Origin of the sequence: Bacillus sp. SD088 (assembly GCF_017355205.1) — a bacterium.
GTDB lineage: Bacteria > Bacillota > Bacilli > Bacillales > Bacillaceae_C > Lederbergia.
The window spans coordinates 1-19,638 of sequence record NZ_JADIJK010000023.1 but is presented as its reverse complement, the minus strand read 5'-3'; the positions used below and the strand labels follow the sequence as shown (position 1 = coordinate 19,638).

Below are 19,638 nucleotides of genomic sequence, written 5' to 3'. Positions count from 1 at the left end.
CGAAGTGGAATCAAAGGAAGAACCCGTGAAACGGAAGCGCCGCGGCAGACAAGGAAGGATGAGGAGAATCTAACCGCCACAGTCTTCCGAGTCCGGCTGGTTTCTCTGATAGAAAACCGCGAAAAAATTGACCATACCTTAAGCTGGCGAGCACTTTTATCCTGATAACCAACAGAATGGACCGGAAGAAACTCCCGGATATCGATATACTCAAAATCTCAAGGGCCAGTCTGCTGCAGAAACCCGATTCCGTCTCCTGAAAGAGCCGCAGATGATTGATGCGGTTTTCATTAAAACGCCAGAGAGGATTGGGGCACTAGGCATTGTGTATGTAATGGCTCTGCTTATATACAGCATCCTTGAATACCGAATCCGATCGAAAATGAAGAATGAGAAGCATTCGTTGATCCTGGCGGGAAACCGAAAGCTATTTGAACCAACGGGCAAAGCGCTCCTCGAACAACTGCATGACATAAGGGTTATCGTCATAAGACAGGGTTCAGATACCATACGCTTTTTACCCGACAACATTGATGAACAAACATGTAGAATTGTTCGCCTGGCAGGCTATGACATGAATATTTCGTGTCAAACCAACCGGAAAAAATGAATGTATAATAGGATTTTCTGCAAGACCACCAAGAAGATGTCGAGTAAAGCCGACAATCTAAAAAAAATGGGAAAGATTGTCGACTGACAAACTCAGCTCATTTGTTTTTAAAAAAATATTAAAAAATTTGGTGAAATGTTCCTCTGACCTGCGAAATGTGAGTTATTACATAAAGTGTTGTGATAATTATTTGCGTTTTACGGAAACTCAAGATAATTAAGTCGGTTGACAAAATATTAAGTCATGGTATGATTATAAAAAATTCTTATATTGATAAAAGTAATGAAGAGAAATAAGTATGGGAGCTCTTATGCTCAGAGAGCAAAGTATTTGTTGCAATCTTTGCCTTAACCTCTCGTGCGAAGTCGTCTCGGAAATGTTGAACGAAACCGAATGAAATGGAGTGGTTCGGTGAGTAGTTTCAAACGGTCACACCCGTTGATGTGTTGAAAGTAAATTGGTTTTACTTTGTGAGGCTAGAATTGTGAGGTTCTAAGCAAATGAGGGTGGTACCGCGGAAGACATACCTTTCGTCCCTTGGATATAGCATAATACTGCTATATCCAAGGGACGAAAGGTTTTTTATTGTTATTTTTATATAGAAGGGAGTAGGGCCAGTGAGGCGTTTTCTGCAACAAGCACAACCTAGTCCAACACTTACCCTTTTAATGGCGGTTTCATGTGGACTAACGATTGCAAATCTATACTACAATCAACCTTTATTAGCTGAAATGGGACGAACGTTTGGCGTTGATGATCACCAATCAGGAGTTATTTCTACGTATACTCAGATTGGTTTTGCGATCGGAATGTTTACGTTTATCCCCCTTGGCGATATTTATGAAAAGAAAAAATTGATCCTTTCTCTTCTGTTTGCGGTTGGACTGGCTCTGATCTTTTTAGCGACTGCCCAAAATCTGTACAGTGTGTATATAGCCAGCTTTATGGTTGGCTTTACCACAGTGTCTCCACAAATTATTGTGCCGTTTGCGGCAGAACTTGCATCTCCTTATCAGCGAGGGAAAGTAATTGGAAGTGTGATGAGTGGTCTCTTAATTGGCATCTTGCTGGCAAGAGCAGTGGCTGGTTTTATCGGGGAGATATTTAGCTGGCGCGTTATGTTTGGTTTTGCATCTTTGCTGATGTTTATATTGACATATATTTTATACCGTTATTTGCCTTCTCTTAAGCCTAAGGTAAAATTATCCTATTTGGAATTACTACGTTCTATCAGAAAATTGATCGTACAAGAGCGTACACTTCGTGAAGCAGCCTTGATAAGTGCATTGATGTTTGGCTCGTTCAGTGCCTTTTGGACTTCGTTAACTTTCTTTTTAGAAGGCCCACATTATCAGTATGGTAGTTCCATGGTCGGGATATTTAGTTTGATCGGTGTGGTCGGAGTTGTGACAGCGTCTGTGGTCGGTAAATTAAGCGATCGATTCAGTCCCAAAATGATGGTCGGTTTGATGACCGTAATCGTATTGTTGTCGTATGTATTATTTGGATTGTTTGGAACCTGGCATTGGGGGCTAATTGTTGGAATTGTTCTGTTAGATTTGGGTTATCAGGGTGCCCATATCTCAAATCAGACTCGCATTTATAGTTTGTCTGCTGAGGCAAAAGGTAGATTGAACACTGTATATATGGTTAGTTCATTCATAGGGGGGGCTCTTGGCTCAGCAGGTGGTGTAGTAGCATGGGAACGTTGGGAATGGCTGGGCACATGCGTGGTCGGTGGAAGTATGGCTACAGCAGCATTCTTAGTATGGTTGTGGCATTATTTATTAAAACAAAAAAGAACCAGATAGTAACTAAACTATTCATCGATTAATCGCTGTATGAAGTCAAATATCTTTTGAGTTAGTATGTTTTACAACACTTTTTTGTTAAAGTTTACAAAAGGTTACTCAGTTCTTCTCAGATTCTAAGCAAGTTTGATATTTTGATTGGATGACAAGTTTGCGAAAATGCCTCTTTCAATTTTTCACATAAATAACTAGACCCACCATTACTATTTGAAACGATTTGAGCTTCTAAATGAATATCCCAAATTATTAGGTGAGCATTTTGAAATACAATGTTGAAATTCAATATTCATAACTAGTTCTTCTATATTTCTTTTTTAAGATCTCAACTTTCGCAGTAAAAAAACATTAATTAACCCTTGATATAAGTGGGTTTACCTAAAATAAAATTATCAGAAGTGCACAAGAAAGCATCCCTTTTTGGTAAAATGTAGTCACCATAACCAAACCAAAGAAAGGGATGCTTTATGACTAATATTTTACCAAATTCTCTTGTACACTCCTAATCAGGAATCGGTCTGTAATTGACGTTATAGGTATAGCTATTTAGAAATGTATGTTTAAGTCAAATACAAAGTCGCTAATTTAGGATTTTATATTTGGCAGAGTCAAAATTTGATGTTCGTTCGTTCAATCTGAGATTCTATTACATCATAAAGAGCAAGTTTATAGTTTATTTTATCCAAGTTAAAATATAGGTCTCTTATGCTTTTCTCAATTTCCTTTTTATGATGGAGCATCATCATTTTTCGTTCCGAAATCGTCGATTCCCCTTCTTTATACAAGTATACATACTTCTGAATTTGAGCAATCGGCATTCCTGTCGCTCTAAGAGCCGTAACAAATTGAATCCAGCTTAAATCACCTTCGTCATATAACCGCTTCCCATTTTCATTTCTCTTCACATGTGGAAGCAGTCCCTCCTTTTCGTAATATCGAAGTGTGGGAGCCGCTATTCCTGTCAATTCAGTAACTTCCCCTATGGTTAACATATGTAAAACTCATCTCCTCCTATTAAAGTGAACATTAACTAATTTTTTAGCATATCAAATAAAAAATCCTAATTTACGCTATAAAAAATGAGGAAGATATGATTAAATCAAATATTTCACTGTTTCATTATACACTTTCTGTTTCAGTAAAAAGAACCTTGACTTAAAGTGAACTTTATAATCTATGATAACAAGGTAATTAAAAACGAGTTTTGAAAGGATGAAGTTACAATGAAAAACATCTCAATCGTCACAGGTGGTAGCCGTGGACTTGGTCGCAATACTGCCATCAGTATTGCGCGTCATGGGGGTGATGTCATCTTGACCTATCGCAGCCAAGCAGAAGAAGCAAAGTCTGTTGTTGCTGAGATCGAATCTCTGGGTCGTCAAGCAGTAGCATTACAGCTTGATGTTGGAAACATTGCCAGCTTTACAGACTTTGTTGAGACAGTTCGTTCAACCCTTCGGTCTACCTGGGATAGCGACACTTTCAATCATCTGGTGAATAATGCCGGCCACGGAGAAATGGTAGACTATGCCGAAACTACAGAAGCTCAGTTCGACGACCTGTTTAATGTGCACGTCAAAGGCGTATTTTTCTTGACTCAAGCCCTTCTGCCGCTTTTTGCAGATGGCGGTCGTATTGTGAACTTCTCATCGGGTCTCACTCGCGTTTCTTTTCCTGGATTCTCTGCCTATTCTGCCGCAAAGGGCGCTGTAGAGATTCTAACCATCTATTTGGCCAAAGAACTTGGCTACCGAGGTATCACCGCTAATACCATTGCACCTGGAGCAATTGAAACCGATTTTCTAGGAGGTTCTGTACGCGACATTCCTGCTTACAATGACACGTTTGCCGCGATGACTGCCCTTGGTCGAGTCGGCGTACCCGATGACATTGGTCCCGCAGTCGCTAACCTTCTTGAATCGGACAACCGCTGGATTAATGGGCAGAGAATCGAAGTATCGGGTGGTCAGAACCTCTGATCGTAAATAATGGCAGTAAAGACAATCCGTGATGTTCGGCAGATATCAATCAAAAAGCTTTTTGTGGCTTTGAAATAAAGTTGAACTGTTTATAAAATGTCGCACCGTTTTGAAAGAAGTTTAAGCGTTTTGAAAAAAGATGAACCGGAATATCCTACATCAATAAAGAAGGGATTTCGGTTTTTCTTGTGGATTAGGAACCTGTTAAGTGATAATAGAGTTATTCCATTAAAGGGCCAGATTGCTGAAGATTAGTAAAGAATTTGGGATTGTCGATTAAAGTGCCTTTGCTATGTGTAGATGGGACAGAAGGTTAACAATACATATTTATGAATGGATGTAGGAGGTTTAACTAGATGAAGGTAAGTATCTTAAAAAAAATGTGATGTCGAGGAAATGAAAAAACTATTTCTAGATGTATTTTCAAATGAACCTTGGTTTGATAAATGGAATAATGAAAAACAGTTAAATGCATATATGAAAGATTTAACTGAAAATAATAACTCACTTTCATTAGCTCTCTATGATGAAAAAGATGAGCTCATTGGTTGCTCATTAGGTTATGTTTTTAACTGGTGGGAAGGGCGGGAATATTTTATTAAGGAATTTTTTGTTTCGAGAAAAAAGCAAAATCAAGGAGCAGGTAGTACCTTTCTTACATTAATAAATAATATATTGAAGGCTGAAGAGATTAAGCATATAACATTAGCTACTGAAAAGACTGTCCCAGCTTATCATTTTTATCAAAAAAATGGATTTTCAGTTTTGAAAGACTCAGTGTACCTGGTAAAAAAAGTCTCTGAATGATTACTGAAGTAAAGAGTGAAATGGTGTTTATCTGTAGAATCTTAGTTATTCCACTATAGGGCGCGATTGCTTTAAAAGCAATTGCGCCTAAATCACAATTGGAGCCTTTAGTGAAGTAAACTGGGGGTGTTTCGATGAAGAAGAAATTTCTTTTTTACTGGCGGATATTCGTACTCGTTGTTATGATTTTGCTTTTCTTAACGAAAGTAATAAGTTCAGACACTTTTTTAGTAATGATAGTCGGTATAATAGTCTTTGTCAATATACCTGAGACTATAGAGGCAATAAGGAATAAAGACAGAAAAGAAAATCCATAATCGGGCGCGATTCCAAAACAAGCGTGTGCCATATTAGGACCAAATTATAAAATAAAGTATGTAAAATTAAATTAATAGGGAGAAAAGAGGAGATTTGTTGGCTAAATATTTAAGTGATTATGGTGGTATGTTAGAAAATATGGTGGTGTGTTTATTTAAACACAATGAAAAAAAGTATCTTGAAGATTTGCGATCGGGAAATATTTATATGAATAACTTCAAGTATTTTATCGATCGGGAAAAGAAAGATAATAAAAAGGGAATTGGAGATAAATACGAAGCAGGACTACATATGAGGGATTTAGAAATTCAAATTTTCAAGCATGACACCGACAAGTTAGTAGCAAAAGCCGATGCTGATTCAATAACCGTTCACAAGACAATAGATGAATATCGTCCTGTTTTTTGTCAGTTTGCCTTGATGGCTAATGAATTTATAGTTGAAGAAGAAGAAAAGATTGATGATTATAATCTTCGTGTTAAGGCACGTTCATCGCTTTCAGAAGTAAGGAAAAGAAAATTAAAAGAAAATTTCCAAGGCGAGATATTATTGATAGCTAATCCAGAGGAGTTTGTGAACAGATTTGAAAAATATATAGCTAAGAATAATAAGGCGTATAAAGCGAAATTAGTAAAATATGGATTTGAGTCAATATTTTAGACACAAAAAAGTTAAGAGATCATGCGTTCTTTCGGTGATTTTAAGTTAGCCCGTGAAGGCTTGACAAGGAGCCTCTGCAGGCATAATTCTCCTGCCAGGAAGCCAGCTTTTCCTTTTGCTGGCATCGCCGAATGAGGCTATCATGCCTGCCACTCCATGTAAAGCCGTGACTTCGAAGCAAGTTTAGTGGTTACGCTATGCCCCTTATTTGATCTTCTAATTCTTGGGGCGTCTTGTAACTTATGCTTCCATGGATTCTTTTGTGGTTATACCAGCCTTCAATGTATTTAAATAAAGCAAGTCTAGCAGATTCATAGTCCAAATATTGTACTTGGTTTACTTCTTCTTTTTTTAGAACGGCATGGAATGACTCGATACAGGCATTATCATAAGGACATCCTTTTCGGCTAAAGGATTGTTGTATATTAAGAGATTGAACGTAGTTTTTAAATTTGTCGCTTGTATATTGCGAACCCAAATCTGTGTGGAAGATTAAATCTTTACCAGGTTTCTGAGTGTCATAAGCATTTTTTAAAGCTTTCATAACCAATTCGGTGGTCATTGATTTTCCGAAGGAATAACCGATAATTTTCTCCGTGTGTAAATCCATGACAGAAGCTAAATAGCACCAACCATTTCGAAGAGTATGGATATAGGTAATATCGCCAACCCATTTCTGATTGATCGTCGTTGTAGAGAAATCCTGTTTTAAAAGATTTGTCCCTTCAATGACTTTCCCTTTGTTGAACTGAGGCCGGAACTTTTTCTTGGTTATGGAACGGATCCCTTCTTTTTTCATCAAGCGCTGTACTCGCTTAAGGCTTACTGTATACCCTTCTTTTTTAAGGATTTGATGAATTTTAGGCGCTCCATAGCGCTCATGACTTTCCTTATGAATGGACTTTATTCTCTCCGTTAATTCCTTGTTTTCACGATCACGGTTGGACTCTGACTTATGACAAGACTGATAATAAGTACTCCTTGGAATCGCTAATACATCACACATGATTTGGACAGGGTAATCAGACTTTTGTTGTTCAATAAACTCGGTAATCTCAGAATCGTCTACTTTTTCGCGAATATGGCCATAGCCCTTTTTAGGATTTCTAGCTCCTGTTTAAGCTTAAGATTTTCCTTTTGAATTTCAGCAACTTCCTTTGGGGTGACAGGTTTACCCTCGGATCCCTCAACAGGGGTATAAGCTTTAATCCATTTGTAGATCGTTACTTCAGATACACCATATTCGCCGCTTAAGTCTTTTACTGAGTTTCCAGAATGATAGAGATCAACAACTGTCTTCTTAAAGTCTTCATTAAATTTTTTGCCTGTATTTTTGTTATCCATTTCACACATCTCCTAGTTATTATTTTATCACTTAACTAAGATGTGTCCATGGAACTATACTAACATCACAGGTAATGCAACATAGAAACTTTCGTAAATAAATAGTAAGAAAAATAGTTTGTCAGAAGTGTTATTTAAGTTATAAAAGGACACATAAAATTTATTAAAACTAATTACTCTTTTATAAAAATCAGTAACAGATGCACTAATAATGAAAATATGATAAAATATATGAAACCGGATGACAAATGAATGTATAATATTAGAGATATACAGAGGTTGTGTTCTTTCCGAAGTAATAAAATTACTTAATAGAATGTTATATTTAGATTAAATGAAAAGTATGAAGGAGCTCATTATGAAAGTAAAACTAGAGGATGTTGCGAAAAGAGCGGGGGTATCCCCAACAACAGTATCACGTGTATTAAATAATAGAGGATATATCAGCGATAAAACTAGACAAAAGGTCGAACAGGCAATTGAGGATTTGAATTACTATCCAAATGATATTGCAAGATCTTTATTTAAGAAAAGAACAAATTTTATTGGCTTAGTATTACCAACTATTAATAATCCCTTCTTTAGCGAGTTAGCTTTATATATTGAGAATATTTGCTCGGAAATGGGGTATAAAGTGATTCTTTGTAATAGTTTAATGCAAATGGAAAAGGAAAAGGCATACGCTCGCATGTTAATTGGTCACCAGGTAGATGGGATTATTGTATGTACCTATAACAGGGGTGTGGAAGCATACAAACAGCCCAAACTTCCAATTGTTGCAATCGATCATTATTTGTCTCCTACTATCCCCGTGGTTGGTTCTGATAATTATGCAGGTGGAAAAATGGCTGTGCAACACTTAATCGATCAAGGGTGTCGAAATATTATACATATAAATGGACCAGTTGAATTAGAGACACCTACACAAATGAGAAGAAAAGCATATGAGGACCTTGTTGGAAATCCGATTACATATGAACTAATTGATTTGTTTGAGGAAGAGTATACCGCAATGTCTATAAAACAAATTTTAAAAAAACATCCTGAAGCGGATGGGATTTTCGCCAGTGATGATCTCATTGCTGCTACATGTTTAAAGGTAGCAAATGAATTAGGTATCGATGTGCCTGACCAGTTAAAAATTGTTGGTTATGATGGTACAGAAACGGTTATGAGATTATTGCCCCAACTGACAACGATCAAACAACCTATCGAGGACATCGCGAAAACATCTGTTTCAAAATTGATGAATCTTATTGAAAATCCAAACACTAATGAAGTATTAGAAACCTTTCTACCAATTGAGTTAGTTATTAATGAGACAACATAGAAAGATAAAAAGATGTTGTCTTTTTTATTTATTTTAGATCAAGCGGTTGACATAATGAAAAATTATAGTATATTATCAATATAAAGATAATTCGCTTGGATGTCTATCAATCAATGTGAAAGCGGTTGACCTAATTTGGATCCCTAAATATCTTTGGGGAACTCCGAGGGGAATTAATATTAAGAACAAAAGAAACATTAAGGAGGATACGAATGTTCAAAACTAAAAGAGGAAATGCTTAATTGGAAAAAATCACTATTTGATTTCACGAAATTAATACCAATTACGCTGATAAAGTAAGTAACTTTACAATGCCTAGTGTTATTTAATTGCCCTTAGATTGTCTGCATTTAAAAATTTGTTAAAAGGGATTGAATTGAATGTGAAAACAAATGAGCAAAATATTGGGAACGGAATTGCAGGAACTATACCAAAAAAAAGTTGGTTTACGAGTTTCGGCAAATACTTCATAGCGAACTGGCAACTATACATAATATTTATGATGCCGGCTTTCACCCTCCTTATTATTTTTAAATATCTTCCTATTGGAGGTATATTACTTGCATTCGAGAATTACAGTGGACTTAAAGGACTTTTTGGTAGTGAATGGGTTGGATTAGATAACTTTAAGCGTTTTTTATCATCTACCGAGTTTTGGCGTTTGTTTGGTAATACGCTAAAGCTTAGCATCTATAGTCTTTTATGGGGATTCTTTCCGCCTATTATATTGGCGCTTTTACTATCTAGGGTTCGGCATGTTGGTCTTCGAAAAAGGATTCAATTATTTATTTACGCACCAAACTTTATTTCAGTAATTGTGCTCGCTGGTATGGTTTTCGTATTCCTTTCTCCAGTAGGTCCTGTAAATCAGTTTTTGGGTACAGAGATAAACTTCATGGCGGAAAGTTCAGCGTTTCGCACAATTTATATAGCAAGTGGAATATGGCAGGGAGCTGGATGGGCATCAATTATCTATACTGCGGTATTAGCCAATGTTAGCAAAGAATTAATTGAGGCTGCACGAATTGATGGTGCGAGTCTTTTACAGCAAATTTGGCACGTCGAATTACCTACATTAAGACCGATTATGGTAATTCAGTTTATTCTCTCAGTAGGTCATATAATGAGTATTGGTTTTGAGAAGGCACTTGCTCTACAGACAGACTTGAACCGTGCTACTAGTGAAATAATTCCTACTTATGTCTATAAGATTGGCATACAAGTGGGGGATTATGGATATTCCACTGCTGTTGAATTATTTAACTCTATCATTAATGTCATCCTGCTGTTGATGGTTAATTTCATTGTTTCAAAGCTCAATAATAATGAAGGTTTATAAAGGAGGATTGCAATGAAAGCAAAAACGAAAAATATCGATAACACTGATAGATTTCTTACTGTAAAAGATAAAGCAATCCTCTATTTTGGATTCTTTCTACTCTTTATTTTTGTATTACTTATTATTGGCCCACTTATATATGTGTTAATTGCGTCATTAAATGATCCTGTTACACTCGCTAGTCAAGGAATTTCTCTAAATATAACAAAATGGAATCTTGAGGGTTATACAAGGGTACTTGGGGATGACATGATTTGGCGTGGATTTATGAACTCGACTATATACTCAATCGGCTTTACTGCTGTATCTGTCACAGTTACAATGTTGGCGGCATATCCACTTTCACGTAAAGATTTTATGGGAAGAAGATTTTTCACCGTATTATTTATCATTACAATGTTTTTCACTGGTGGTTTAATGCCAACCTATCTACTTATTGAAAACTTAAATTTAATGAATACACCTTGGGCCGTTATTCTCCCGAATGCAATTAATGTTTGGAATATTATTTTGGCTCGTGTTTATTATCAAAGCGTTCCAGTAGAATTAAGAGAAGCTGCCCTAATGGACGGTGCGACTGAGCTTCAATATTTTTTGAAAATTATGATACCTGTGTGTAAACCGATCATTGCAGTCCTAATCTTATATCAATTTGTAGCACAATGGAATAGTTACTTCGATGCAATGATTTATCTTGATGACCAAAAGTTACATCCATTGCAACTAGTTATTAGGTCCATCCTAGTTCAAAATACGATGCAAGCGGGAATGTTAAATGATGCTGAAAGTGCTGCAGATGCAGCTAAACTGGCTGAATTACTTAAATATTCAACAATAGTAATATCGAGCTTACCATTGCTAATTATGTATCCTTTCTTTGCCAAATATTTTGATAAAGGAATAATGATCGGCTCCGTAAAAGGTTAAATACAATTTGAAATTGGGGAGGAAAAAATGAAAACACTTTTATTAAAGCTATTAGGCATTGTAACTGTAGGAATTATCACAATTGGTACTTTAGTGGCGTGTAACAACAATGAGAAGGAAAAATCTGAACCCATATCAGTAGATGCTTCTGATATATCTTTCCCTTTGGAAAAAACAGAAACTCTCAATATACTTACTCATGCAGGTTCAGACTCTCCACAGGATTTCAATGAAAAAATTCTTGTTCAACGTATTGAGGAAGAAACTAACGTCCATATAGATTGGACAGTTTATCCATCTGAACAATGGGGAGAAAAAATGAAATTGGCGTTATCAAAATCTGATTTACCAGATGTTGTAACAAATATGTATATTGGAAATTATGATGTTCTTAACTATGCGAAACAAGGAGTTTTTATTCCCTTAGAGGATTTAATTGACAAGTCAATGCCAAACCTTAAAAAAGTCTTGGAACAAAGACCAGAAGTAAAAGCAGCTATTACTGCATCAGACGGTCATATATACACTCTTCCATTTATTGAAGAGACAGCCCTTGACAAAGAAGCTCATAACGTTATCGGTGCTATTCCGTGGATCAATAAAAAATGGCTAGATGAATTAAATTTAGAGGTGCCTACAACAACTTTAGAATTGGAAACTGTCTTAAGAGCATTTAAAGAACAAAAACCTGAAGGGAGAGATGATGTTATTCCAATGTCGTTTCGAATTAATCAGGTCAATCAGGACCCAGGCATTTTGTTAGGTTCATTTGGAACTGGAGATAATATGGATCATTATATGGTTACTAACGAAAAGAAAGTGATTTATTCACTTGCCCAGGAGGATTTCAAAGAAGGGGTTAACTGGCTTCATACACTTTATGATAAAGGGCTGATAGATCCAGAGGCTTTTACACAATCGGGTGGAACCTATCTATCCAAAGCACAGAGTGGACGATTTGGCTTGTTTTTAGATTGGAATAAAGCATTTATGGTTAGTAATCCAGAAGATTATGTTGCCTTACCAGCTCTTGAAGGGCCAGATGGAACTATTAGTATTCCTAGACAAAATTATTATTCTTTTGATATGGGAGTTACTGCGATCACAAGTACGAATTCTAATCCAGCACTTACTGCAAAATGGTTAGATATGATGTTTGAACCACTTCAATCAATACAAAACATGGCTGGTACTTATGACGATCCGAATAACTTCAATATATTTGAATTAACAGATGAAAATACTTTAAGATACTCAGAAATTCCAGAAGGGGAATCATACTCATCATTAAGTTCTAAACAAAATATTCGCGGCTCATTCGCTGTATTAGCAGAGTATTATGGAAAATATGTTGATATGCAAAGTGATATGGCGAATCGCCTCGAAATCATTAGCAATTTATATGCCCCATATATTACAGATGATTACTATTATCCGTCTGTATTCTTAGATTCTGAATCTATAAATCGAGTTAATCAAATTGAAACAGATTTGAAGGCGTATGCAGAAGGAAAAAAAGCTGAATGGATAATGAAAGGTGGAGCAGATAAGGAATGGGATGATTACCTTGAAAAATTAGATGAAATGGGATTGGAGGAATTGATAGAGTTAAAACAAACAGGATTTGATGAGTTTCATAAGAAATTAAAAGAGTTGGAGTGAGGACAATTTCAACAACTAATTTTAGACGGGAATTATTTCACGCCTAAGTATAGAGAAATAAAATTAAGCCTCTCTAGGTATTACTTTGAATGAAATATACAGTAGAAATTCAATTATCAAAAAAATGGAGGTATACAATAAATGAGATTATTTTATACAGCAGATAATGCAAAAATAGGAGATGTTATCCCTTATTATAATGATGAAAAAAAACAATTTGACATGTTCTATTTGAAGAATTGGAACTCAGATTATCAAGGAAGTGATATTGTATATGGTTGGCATCGACTAACAACATCCGATTTACTTAATTTCAAAGAAAAACCAAGTGGTATTCACGGTGGTACTGGTTCTATAGTTAATGTAGATGGAGTTTACCATATGTTTTACTGTACATTTGAAGATAATCCACAAAGACAGTATGCACGGCATGCAATTAGTACCGATTTTGAAAATTGGACTGATATTCCTGAGCATAAGTTTACAGCTGATGGAGATATTTATTCTTCAACGGACTGGCGAGACCCGCATGTTTTTTGGAATGATGAAGAAAATAAATGGTGGATGATTCTTTCAGCTCGGGAAAATACTAAAACCGAACGTAATGGTTGTGTTGCTCTTTGTACTTCAGATGATCTTGTAAGTTGGGATTACCGCCAACCTTTTTATGCACCTAGAATTCATCAGTCCGCACATGAATGTCCTGATTTATTTAAAATGGGTGATTGGTATTATCTCGTATATTCTAGTTATACAGATGGATTTAATACCTATTATCGTATGAGTCGTTCACTCAATGGTCCATGGTTACGTCCGGACATTGATACATTTGATGGACGTGCATTTTATGCTGCTAAAACTGGATCAGATGGTAATGATCGTTATATTTTTGGATGGAATCCTACCCGACGTGAAAATAATTGGAAAATTGATCCGCCAACAGATTTAGGCTCCGATTATAAAACATGGGATTGGGGAGGCGCTATGGTGGTACATAAACTCGTCCAAAAATCCGATGGAACCCTAGGTGTAACTGTTCCGGATAATGTTGCCTCAGTTGTTCAAAGTCCAGAATCATTTGAATTAAAACCCTTAAGTGGTGATTGGAATACAACAGGGGATTCAGCCTCGGTTATTTCAGAAGGTGGTTATTCCAGTTTAATAGGAAGTGAGATTCCTAATCTATGTTGTATAGAAGCGACAATCAAATATAGTGGAAATCCTAAACGATTTGGTATTGCACTACAAGTAGATGAACAATTCTCCGATGGATACTATTTAAATTTTGAACCTTGGTTCAATAGGATTGAATTTCGCTCGGGGTTGAGGATGCATGAAGCAGGTGGAATGATGTTTCCATACGCTATTGAGATGGAGCGTCCAATATCTCTTTTACCAGACACACCATATAAATTAAAGATTTTTATAGAAGAATCAGTAATGGTTATGTATATAAATGATGAAATAGCTTTTGGTGCACGTTTATATAATCATAAAGGACGGAAATTTGGATTTTTTGTATCTGATGGTACAGCTGAATTTAATTCTATACGACTTCTTACCGAATAAAAGAGGTTTAAACTAATAACCTTCTGTGCTACACAGCAGAGAACTATCAGTAATATTACATTAGAATAGTATCGATATGATATACGGCTAGGAGGACATTAAGAATTGAAGATTGCTAAATTAGAAAGATTTAGACCAGTATTACACTTCTCTCCAAAACAAAATTGGATGAATGACCCAAATGGTTTAGTATTTTTCAAAGGTGAATATCATTTGTTTTTTCAACATAATCCCAATGATAGTATATGGGGGCCTATGCATTGGGGACATGCTGTTAGTAAAGATTTAATTAAATGGGAGGAGTTGGATATTGCCCTGTATCCTGACGAGCTTGGTACCATTTTTTCAGGTAGTGCAGTCATTGATTGGTATAATACTTCGGGTTTTTTTCCGGAGGAGCCAGGGATGGTGGCCATTTTTACACACCATTTAGATAATAATGATCGAACACCGCCTATCCAAACTCAAAGCCTGGCCTACAGTCATGACCAAGGCAGAACTTGGATTAAATATCAAGGGAATCCAGTACTTACACATCCTTCAAAAATAGATTTTAGAGACCCAAAGGTATTTTGGCTTGAGGAACAAGCAAAATGGATAATGGTCTTGGCTACAGGCCAAACCGTTTCACTGTATTCGTCTTCCAATTTAAAAGAATGGCATTTTGAAAGTGAGTTTGGAGAAGGAATAGGATGTCATGATGGTGTATGGGAATGCCCAGACTTATTTGAATTAACAGTTGAAAATAAAGATGAAAAAAAATGGGTGTTGATTGTTAGTATAGGAGATAATCTTAAGTATGATCACGGTTCAAGAACTCAGTATTTTCTAGGTTCTTTTGATGGATCCGCATTTAAAGCTGATGATTGGGACATTCGTTGGCTGGATTTTGGTAAAGATAATTATGCTGGTGTTAGTTTTTCAGATATTCCCGAAGAGGATGGAAGAAGGCTTTATCTTGGTTGGATGAGTAATTGGAGATATGCCAATGAGGTTCCAACGGAAGGTTGGAGAAGCCAGATGACATTGCCAAGATCTCTTTCTTTAAGGGATGAAAAAGCTGGATTAAAGTTAATTCAGACCCCCGTAAACACTTTAGAACGATATTTTAAGAGAACAAAGAATATTAGTGAAAGTGTTGTCCGAGGAGATGTAGAATATAAGCTAGAAGGCATTGAAACAAGTCTGCATATTCAGTTAAATATCGAAAACTTAAATGCAAAACAATATGGCGTTGTGATTTATCATACTTCCAATCAATTTACAACTATTACTATTAATGCAATAGATAATTATCTAAGGTTGGATAGAAACAATTCAGGTGAAGTTGGTTTTTCTAATAATTTTCTGATTTCCCAAGAATTAAACTTAGAGGAAACTAGTGATATAAATCTACTCATTATTGTTGATACCTCTTCTATTGAACTATTTATTAATGAAGGGGGCTATGCATTAACAAGTCTTATATATCCTGACAAAGTGTCTGAAAAAATTTCTGTTTTTTCTCGCGATGGTGAAATAAAGTTAACTGACAGTTACATTTCTACTCCTAATAATGAGGAAGTTTAAGGAATACTTACAGCAATGGAGGCTGTAGCTGTAGGTATCCAAACTTGTTTGTGTGATTGGAGATAAGGAACTAAATATCATCGAGTTAAATTAAATACCCACTACTTCCCCATTGGTGACAATGGGGAGGATTTTTCCTGCAATTTGATGTTGAGGCATTTGGAATAGCCTCATTTGGACCGGCTAATTAATTCAGAATTATGGTTGTACACACCCAAAGTACTATGGAGAAGACTTTAATATTTGTAAGCATATAGGAGGATGGAATAAAAAATGGGAACAACTAGTTTAAGTTACCGAGATCTTGTGAAGAAATTATATGATTTATCCGCCTTATCAGTGCCTCCGATGGTTGGTGAGAAGTCGGGCAGCTTTTCAAGTTACGACCGCAGTTCAAAATATAGTGAAGAAACAAATCTATATGAAAATTGGGGCGCAAATGATGATGGAAGTGGGTATATCAGAAAAGAAGGAGACAGTATTGTTGCATTAGAATTAGATGGACCCGGTGTGATATGGCGTGTTTGGTCTGCTCATCCTGGAGATGGTCATATTCGTATATTTATTGATGAGGAGAATACATCTGTTTTGGATAAACCATTTAAAGATTACTTTGACAGTTTTGGAGATGAATTATTAAATTTTCCTAGCTTGAATCCAACGCTTTCCCGAGGGAGAAATAGTTATATTCCTATCCCATTTCAAAAAAGTTGTAAGATTGTTTTAGATAAAGACTGGGGTAACTATTACCATTTCACATATACACAATTTCCAAAGGAGGTACGGGTTCCATCATTCAACGGGGAGTTTGATAAAGAAGCTGCAATTGCTCTTGCTGAGGCAGATAGAATTTTATATTTGAGGGGTAGAGCGTCGGTCAACAGATATGAAAATGAGAACCAACAACGGGTAAAGGTAACTGTTCCTCCAGGAGAAAAAGCAGTCATATTTAACAAACATATATCGGGCGCCATAACGATGATTCGTGCAAATATAGATATAGAAACAATGGGCGAAGTGGATAAAAAAAGAATCTTACGTGAATTAGTAATATCTATGGAATGGGATGGAGAACAGTCACCGTCAGTATGGGCTCCATTGGGAGATTTCTTTGGAAGTGCTCCAGGAGTAAATACATATAGCTCTCTACCGTTAGGAATGCATGAATCCAGCTTCTATAGTAATTGGTATATGCCATTTTCAGAAGGTGCAAATATTGAAATAGCAAACGATGGGACTGTTTCGCAAACAGTCAATTTTGAAATAAATTATATCGATTTACCAAAATCAAAAACAAAAAACTTATTGCGTTTTCATGCAAAATGGCACAGAGACGACTTTCAGTACTTAAACAAAGGGCGTTTTACGGAAGGTGGAGATCGTTGGCCAGATTGGCCTTTACTACTGGTAAAAGGAAAAGGCCGCTACTGTGGTGTTCATTTGCATGTATATAATACTTGGGAAGAACCAGAACAAAGCGCTGATACCTGGTGGTACGGGCGTTGGGATCGGAAAACGATTGATTGGTGGTGGGGAGAAGGTGATGAAAAGTTCTTTATTGATGGAGAAAAATTCCCATCTACCTTTGGTACTGGTAGTGAAGATTATATTGGATACGCATGGGCAGCAGAGCCTCCCTTTCCAATGTTCGACAGTGCTTTTGCTTGTCAGCCTTTTATAGAGATAGATGCAAATGGACATACATCGGTAAATAGATTTCATGTTTGTGATAATATCCCATTTAACGAATCTTTTGAAGGTTTTATTGAAAAGTATAAGGATAATAGGTGGGAAAATAATAATGTATGCATCTATGCTACAACGGTATACTGGTACCAATCAGCTGGAACAAGTGATATATATGAGCCAGTTTCAGTAAATGAGAGAGTAGGATACTCAGATTTTTAATGGTGTAGTCTTAATGGATTCATGATATCCTATTCATTCAAAAAATGGATAAATCTAAGTAAAGGGGGGGATATTAGGTGCTCGCAGCAATCGAAGCAGGAGGAACTAAATTTGTCTGTGCTATTGGGGACATAGATTATAATGTAATAGATATCATAGAAATACCAACAACTACTCCAACCGAGACGATGGGGGAAGTAAAGGCATTTTTTAATCAATATGAGATTAAATCAATGGCTATTGGTACGTTTGGTCCTGCAGATATTAATCGTAATTCTTCAAAATATGGGTGTATTACAACAACACCTAAACAATATTGGAGAAACTTTAATATGCTTGGTTATTTACAAGAATTCCTTTCCATTCCAATCGTTTTTAATACAGATGTGAATATTGCTGCAGTAGGGGAGGCGAAGTTTGGTGCTTCCCAAAATGTGAAGAATAGTATTTACGTGACGATTGGTACAGGAATTGGTGTGGGGGCAATTGTAGATGGGCAAATGCTTCAGGGACTAAGTCACTCAGAAATGGGACATGTCATAGTTAGACGACATCCACAAGATTCATATGCTGGGTGTTGTCCATTCCATAAAGATTGTTTAGAAGGAATGGCATCTGGCCCAGCAATTGAAAAGCGTTGGAATCAAAAGGCGGTTTTACTAGAAGAAAATGATGACGTTTGGGAAATAGAAGGTTATTACATAGCACAAGCGTTAATGACCTATATTCTAACTCTTTCACCTGAAAAGATTATTCTTGGTGGTGGAGTTATGAAGCAAAGGCAACTGCTACCGGTCATTTTAAAATATGTGCAACAATTCAATAATCATTATTTATCCTTTTCGCAACTTGAAGATAATATTGATGAATATATTGTTACTCCGGGAATAGAAGGTTATTCAGCGATTAAGGGAGCTTTTTATTTGGCGAAAAGAAAATTGATAGAGAAATGACAGTAATATTTTTTGAAACAAAATAAAATATGTGTAGGAGACTGAACTGAATCAATTCTCCACGTAGTGAGTTAAAGCTGCTTTTCTTGTATAAAGGTATAGACATACAAAAGAAAATCATACTAACATAATAGGTATAAATCACGGACCTTGGACTGTATTACAATGTTAGTGTGTTATCTATGTAATCTTTATGATTAAGGTCCAAAAAATGATAGGTTTATTAAACTTTTAACATTTATTATGCAGCTAACTGACTGGTATGAAGACGGTATTGAATCGAGCTCATGCCAGTCAACTTCTGTTTTATCCATTTGTTGTTGTAGAACTCGTTATAGCTTCAATAGTCCGTTTGAGCTCCTCATATGTGTGTGGTGATTCGCCATCATACATTTCCTGTTTCAATAAACCAAAGAAATTCTCCATAGGAGCGTTGTCCAGACAGTTTCCCTTCCGTGACATACTTTGAAATACTTTGTGTTCTTTCAAGGTCGCCCCCATTTACCGTGCTGATAATGTCAGCATTGATTTGAGTCGTTTCAAGAGTTTCTTCCGTGGGGCATCACAAGGTCTAAATAAATGGAAAAAAATAGTACTAAATGTTTAATGACAGAGTTGTATCGTAAACAACTATTAAATGAAGTTGAACTAGAGCTTATTAATTTATCTTTTAATAACTTTAATACAGAGGAGATAGCAATGAGAAAATATTGAATTTTTGGAACAAAGGATAAAAAAACTCGAAAAGAAACGATGCGAAATAATCGGGATGAGCTTCAAAATTCACTCGATTTTCCATCTGGAGAATGGGAATGGCTAAAGGAGTGTATAAAAAATGAGAAGAGAGCTTTTGGG

General features: G+C 36.1%; 14 protein-coding genes and 1 pseudogene. 12 read left to right on the top strand and 3 right to left on the bottom strand.

What is annotated here, in order from left to right:
- Positions 1 to 1,227: 1,227 nt before the first annotated feature.
- The gene (locus tag IPU53_RS18220) at positions 1,228 to 2,421 is read left to right on the top strand and encodes an MFS transporter (protein ID WP_207452442.1); all 1,194 of its coding nucleotides are present in this window, start codon (positions 1,228 to 1,230) and stop codon (positions 2,419 to 2,421) included.
- Between the two features lie 605 nt (positions 2,422 to 3,026).
- Here the strand turns inward: IPU53_RS18220 and IPU53_RS18215 are convergent.
- Positions 3,027 to 3,410: a MerR family transcriptional regulator gene (locus tag IPU53_RS18215; protein WP_207452441.1), complete on the bottom strand. Its 384-nt coding sequence runs from the start codon at positions 3,408 to 3,410 to the stop codon at positions 3,027 to 3,029.
- 231 nt (positions 3,411 to 3,641) lie between these two features.
- On the opposite strand from IPU53_RS18215, the gene IPU53_RS18210 reads away from it, so the two are divergent.
- The 3 genes from IPU53_RS18210 (at position 3,642) to IPU53_RS18200 (ending at position 6,182) form a co-directional block, all read left to right on the top strand.
- Positions 3,642 to 4,397 carry an SDR family NAD(P)-dependent oxidoreductase gene (locus IPU53_RS18210; RefSeq protein ID WP_207452440.1) on the top strand — a complete coding sequence of 252 codons (756 nt, stop codon included), beginning with the start codon at positions 3,642 to 3,644 and terminating at the stop codon, positions 4,395 to 4,397.
- A 396-nt stretch (positions 4,398 to 4,793) separates the two neighbouring features.
- Positions 4,794 to 5,204, top strand: coding sequence for a GNAT family N-acetyltransferase (locus tag IPU53_RS18205; protein WP_207452439.1), 411 nt, complete (start codon positions 4,794 to 4,796; stop codon positions 5,202 to 5,204).
- A gap of 414 nt (positions 5,205 to 5,618) precedes the next feature.
- Positions 5,619 to 6,182: a hypothetical protein gene (locus tag IPU53_RS18200; protein WP_207452438.1), complete on the top strand. Its 564-nt coding sequence runs from the start codon at positions 5,619 to 5,621 to the stop codon at positions 6,180 to 6,182.
- A 190-nt stretch (positions 6,183 to 6,372) separates the two neighbouring features.
- Here the strand turns inward: IPU53_RS18200 and IPU53_RS18195 are convergent.
- Positions 6,373 to 7,526 (bottom strand): IS3 family transposase gene (locus tag IPU53_RS18195; RefSeq protein WP_396019961.1). Its coding sequence is split into 2 segments (ribosomal slippage): positions 6,373 to 7,274 and positions 7,274 to 7,526, totalling 1,155 coding nucleotides; the frame shifts between segments, so codons are not numbered across the junction.
- 358 nt (positions 7,527 to 7,884) lie between these two features.
- Between IPU53_RS18195 and IPU53_RS18190 the strand changes: the two genes are divergently transcribed.
- The 8 genes from IPU53_RS18190 to IPU53_RS18155 all read left to right on the top strand — a co-directional run bounded on the left by IPU53_RS18190 (position 7,885) and on the right by IPU53_RS18155 (position 18,783).
- A complete protein-coding gene (locus tag IPU53_RS18190) occupies positions 7,885 to 8,856 on the top strand; it encodes a LacI family DNA-binding transcriptional regulator (protein WP_207452436.1) in 972 nt (323 codons plus the stop codon).
- 415 nt (positions 8,857 to 9,271) lie between these two features.
- Positions 9,272 to 10,195, top strand: coding sequence for an ABC transporter permease (locus tag IPU53_RS18185; protein ID WP_313886525.1), 924 nt, complete (start codon positions 9,272 to 9,274; stop codon positions 10,193 to 10,195).
- 12 nt (positions 10,196 to 10,207) lie between these two features.
- Entirely contained in the window at positions 10,208 to 11,122 is a 915-nt protein-coding gene (locus tag IPU53_RS18180; protein WP_207452435.1) for a carbohydrate ABC transporter permease, read from the top strand.
- A 27-nt stretch (positions 11,123 to 11,149) separates the two neighbouring features.
- Positions 11,150 to 12,784, top strand: coding sequence for an extracellular solute-binding protein (locus IPU53_RS18175; protein WP_207452434.1), 1,635 nt, complete (start codon positions 11,150 to 11,152; stop codon positions 12,782 to 12,784).
- Between the two features lie 141 nt (positions 12,785 to 12,925).
- Positions 12,926 to 14,353, top strand: coding sequence for a glycoside hydrolase family 32 protein (locus IPU53_RS18170; RefSeq protein WP_207452433.1), 1,428 nt, complete (start codon positions 12,926 to 12,928; stop codon positions 14,351 to 14,353).
- A gap of 105 nt (positions 14,354 to 14,458) precedes the next feature.
- Positions 14,459 to 15,922 carry a glycoside hydrolase family 32 protein gene (locus IPU53_RS18165; RefSeq protein ID WP_207452432.1) on the top strand — a complete coding sequence of 488 codons (1,464 nt, stop codon included), beginning with the start codon at positions 14,459 to 14,461 and terminating at the stop codon, positions 15,920 to 15,922.
- Between the two features lie 273 nt (positions 15,923 to 16,195).
- Entirely contained in the window at positions 16,196 to 17,830 is a 1,635-nt protein-coding gene (locus IPU53_RS18160) for a glycoside hydrolase family 172 protein (RefSeq protein ID WP_207452431.1), read from the top strand.
- 77 nt (positions 17,831 to 17,907) lie between these two features.
- Positions 17,908 to 18,783, top strand: coding sequence for an ROK family protein (locus IPU53_RS18155; protein ID WP_207452430.1), 876 nt, complete (start codon positions 17,908 to 17,910; stop codon positions 18,781 to 18,783).
- Between the two features lie 241 nt (positions 18,784 to 19,024).
- On the opposite strand, the pseudogene IPU53_RS18150 reads toward IPU53_RS18155, so the two are convergent.
- Positions 19,025 to 19,272 (bottom strand): annotated as a pseudogene (locus IPU53_RS18150) (IS3 family transposase); the annotation flags it as partial.
- Between the last annotated feature and the right edge of the window lie 366 nt (positions 19,273 to 19,638).

Coding starts and splice junctions, on each gene's coding strand:
- IPU53_RS18170 (WP_207452433.1), top strand. CDS start 12,926: ATGAGATTATTTTATACAGCAGATAATGCAAAAATAGGAGATGTTATC.
- IPU53_RS18205 (WP_207452439.1), top strand. CDS start 4,794: ATGAAAAAACTATTTCTAGATGTATTTTCAAATGAACCTTGGTTTGAT.
- IPU53_RS18215 (WP_207452441.1), bottom strand. CDS start 3,410: ATGTTAACCATAGGGGAAGTTACTGAATTGACAGGAATAGCGGCTCCC.
- IPU53_RS18180 (WP_207452435.1), top strand. CDS start 10,208: ATGAAAGCAAAAACGAAAAATATCGATAACACTGATAGATTTCTTACT.
- IPU53_RS18210 (WP_207452440.1), top strand. CDS start 3,642: ATGAAAAACATCTCAATCGTCACAGGTGGTAGCCGTGGACTTGGTCGC.
- IPU53_RS18160 (WP_207452431.1), top strand. CDS start 16,196: ATGGGAACAACTAGTTTAAGTTACCGAGATCTTGTGAAGAAATTATAT.
- IPU53_RS18175 (WP_207452434.1), top strand. CDS start 11,150: ATGAAAACACTTTTATTAAAGCTATTAGGCATTGTAACTGTAGGAATT.
- IPU53_RS18190 (WP_207452436.1), top strand. CDS start 7,885: ATGAAAGTAAAACTAGAGGATGTTGCGAAAAGAGCGGGGGTATCCCCA.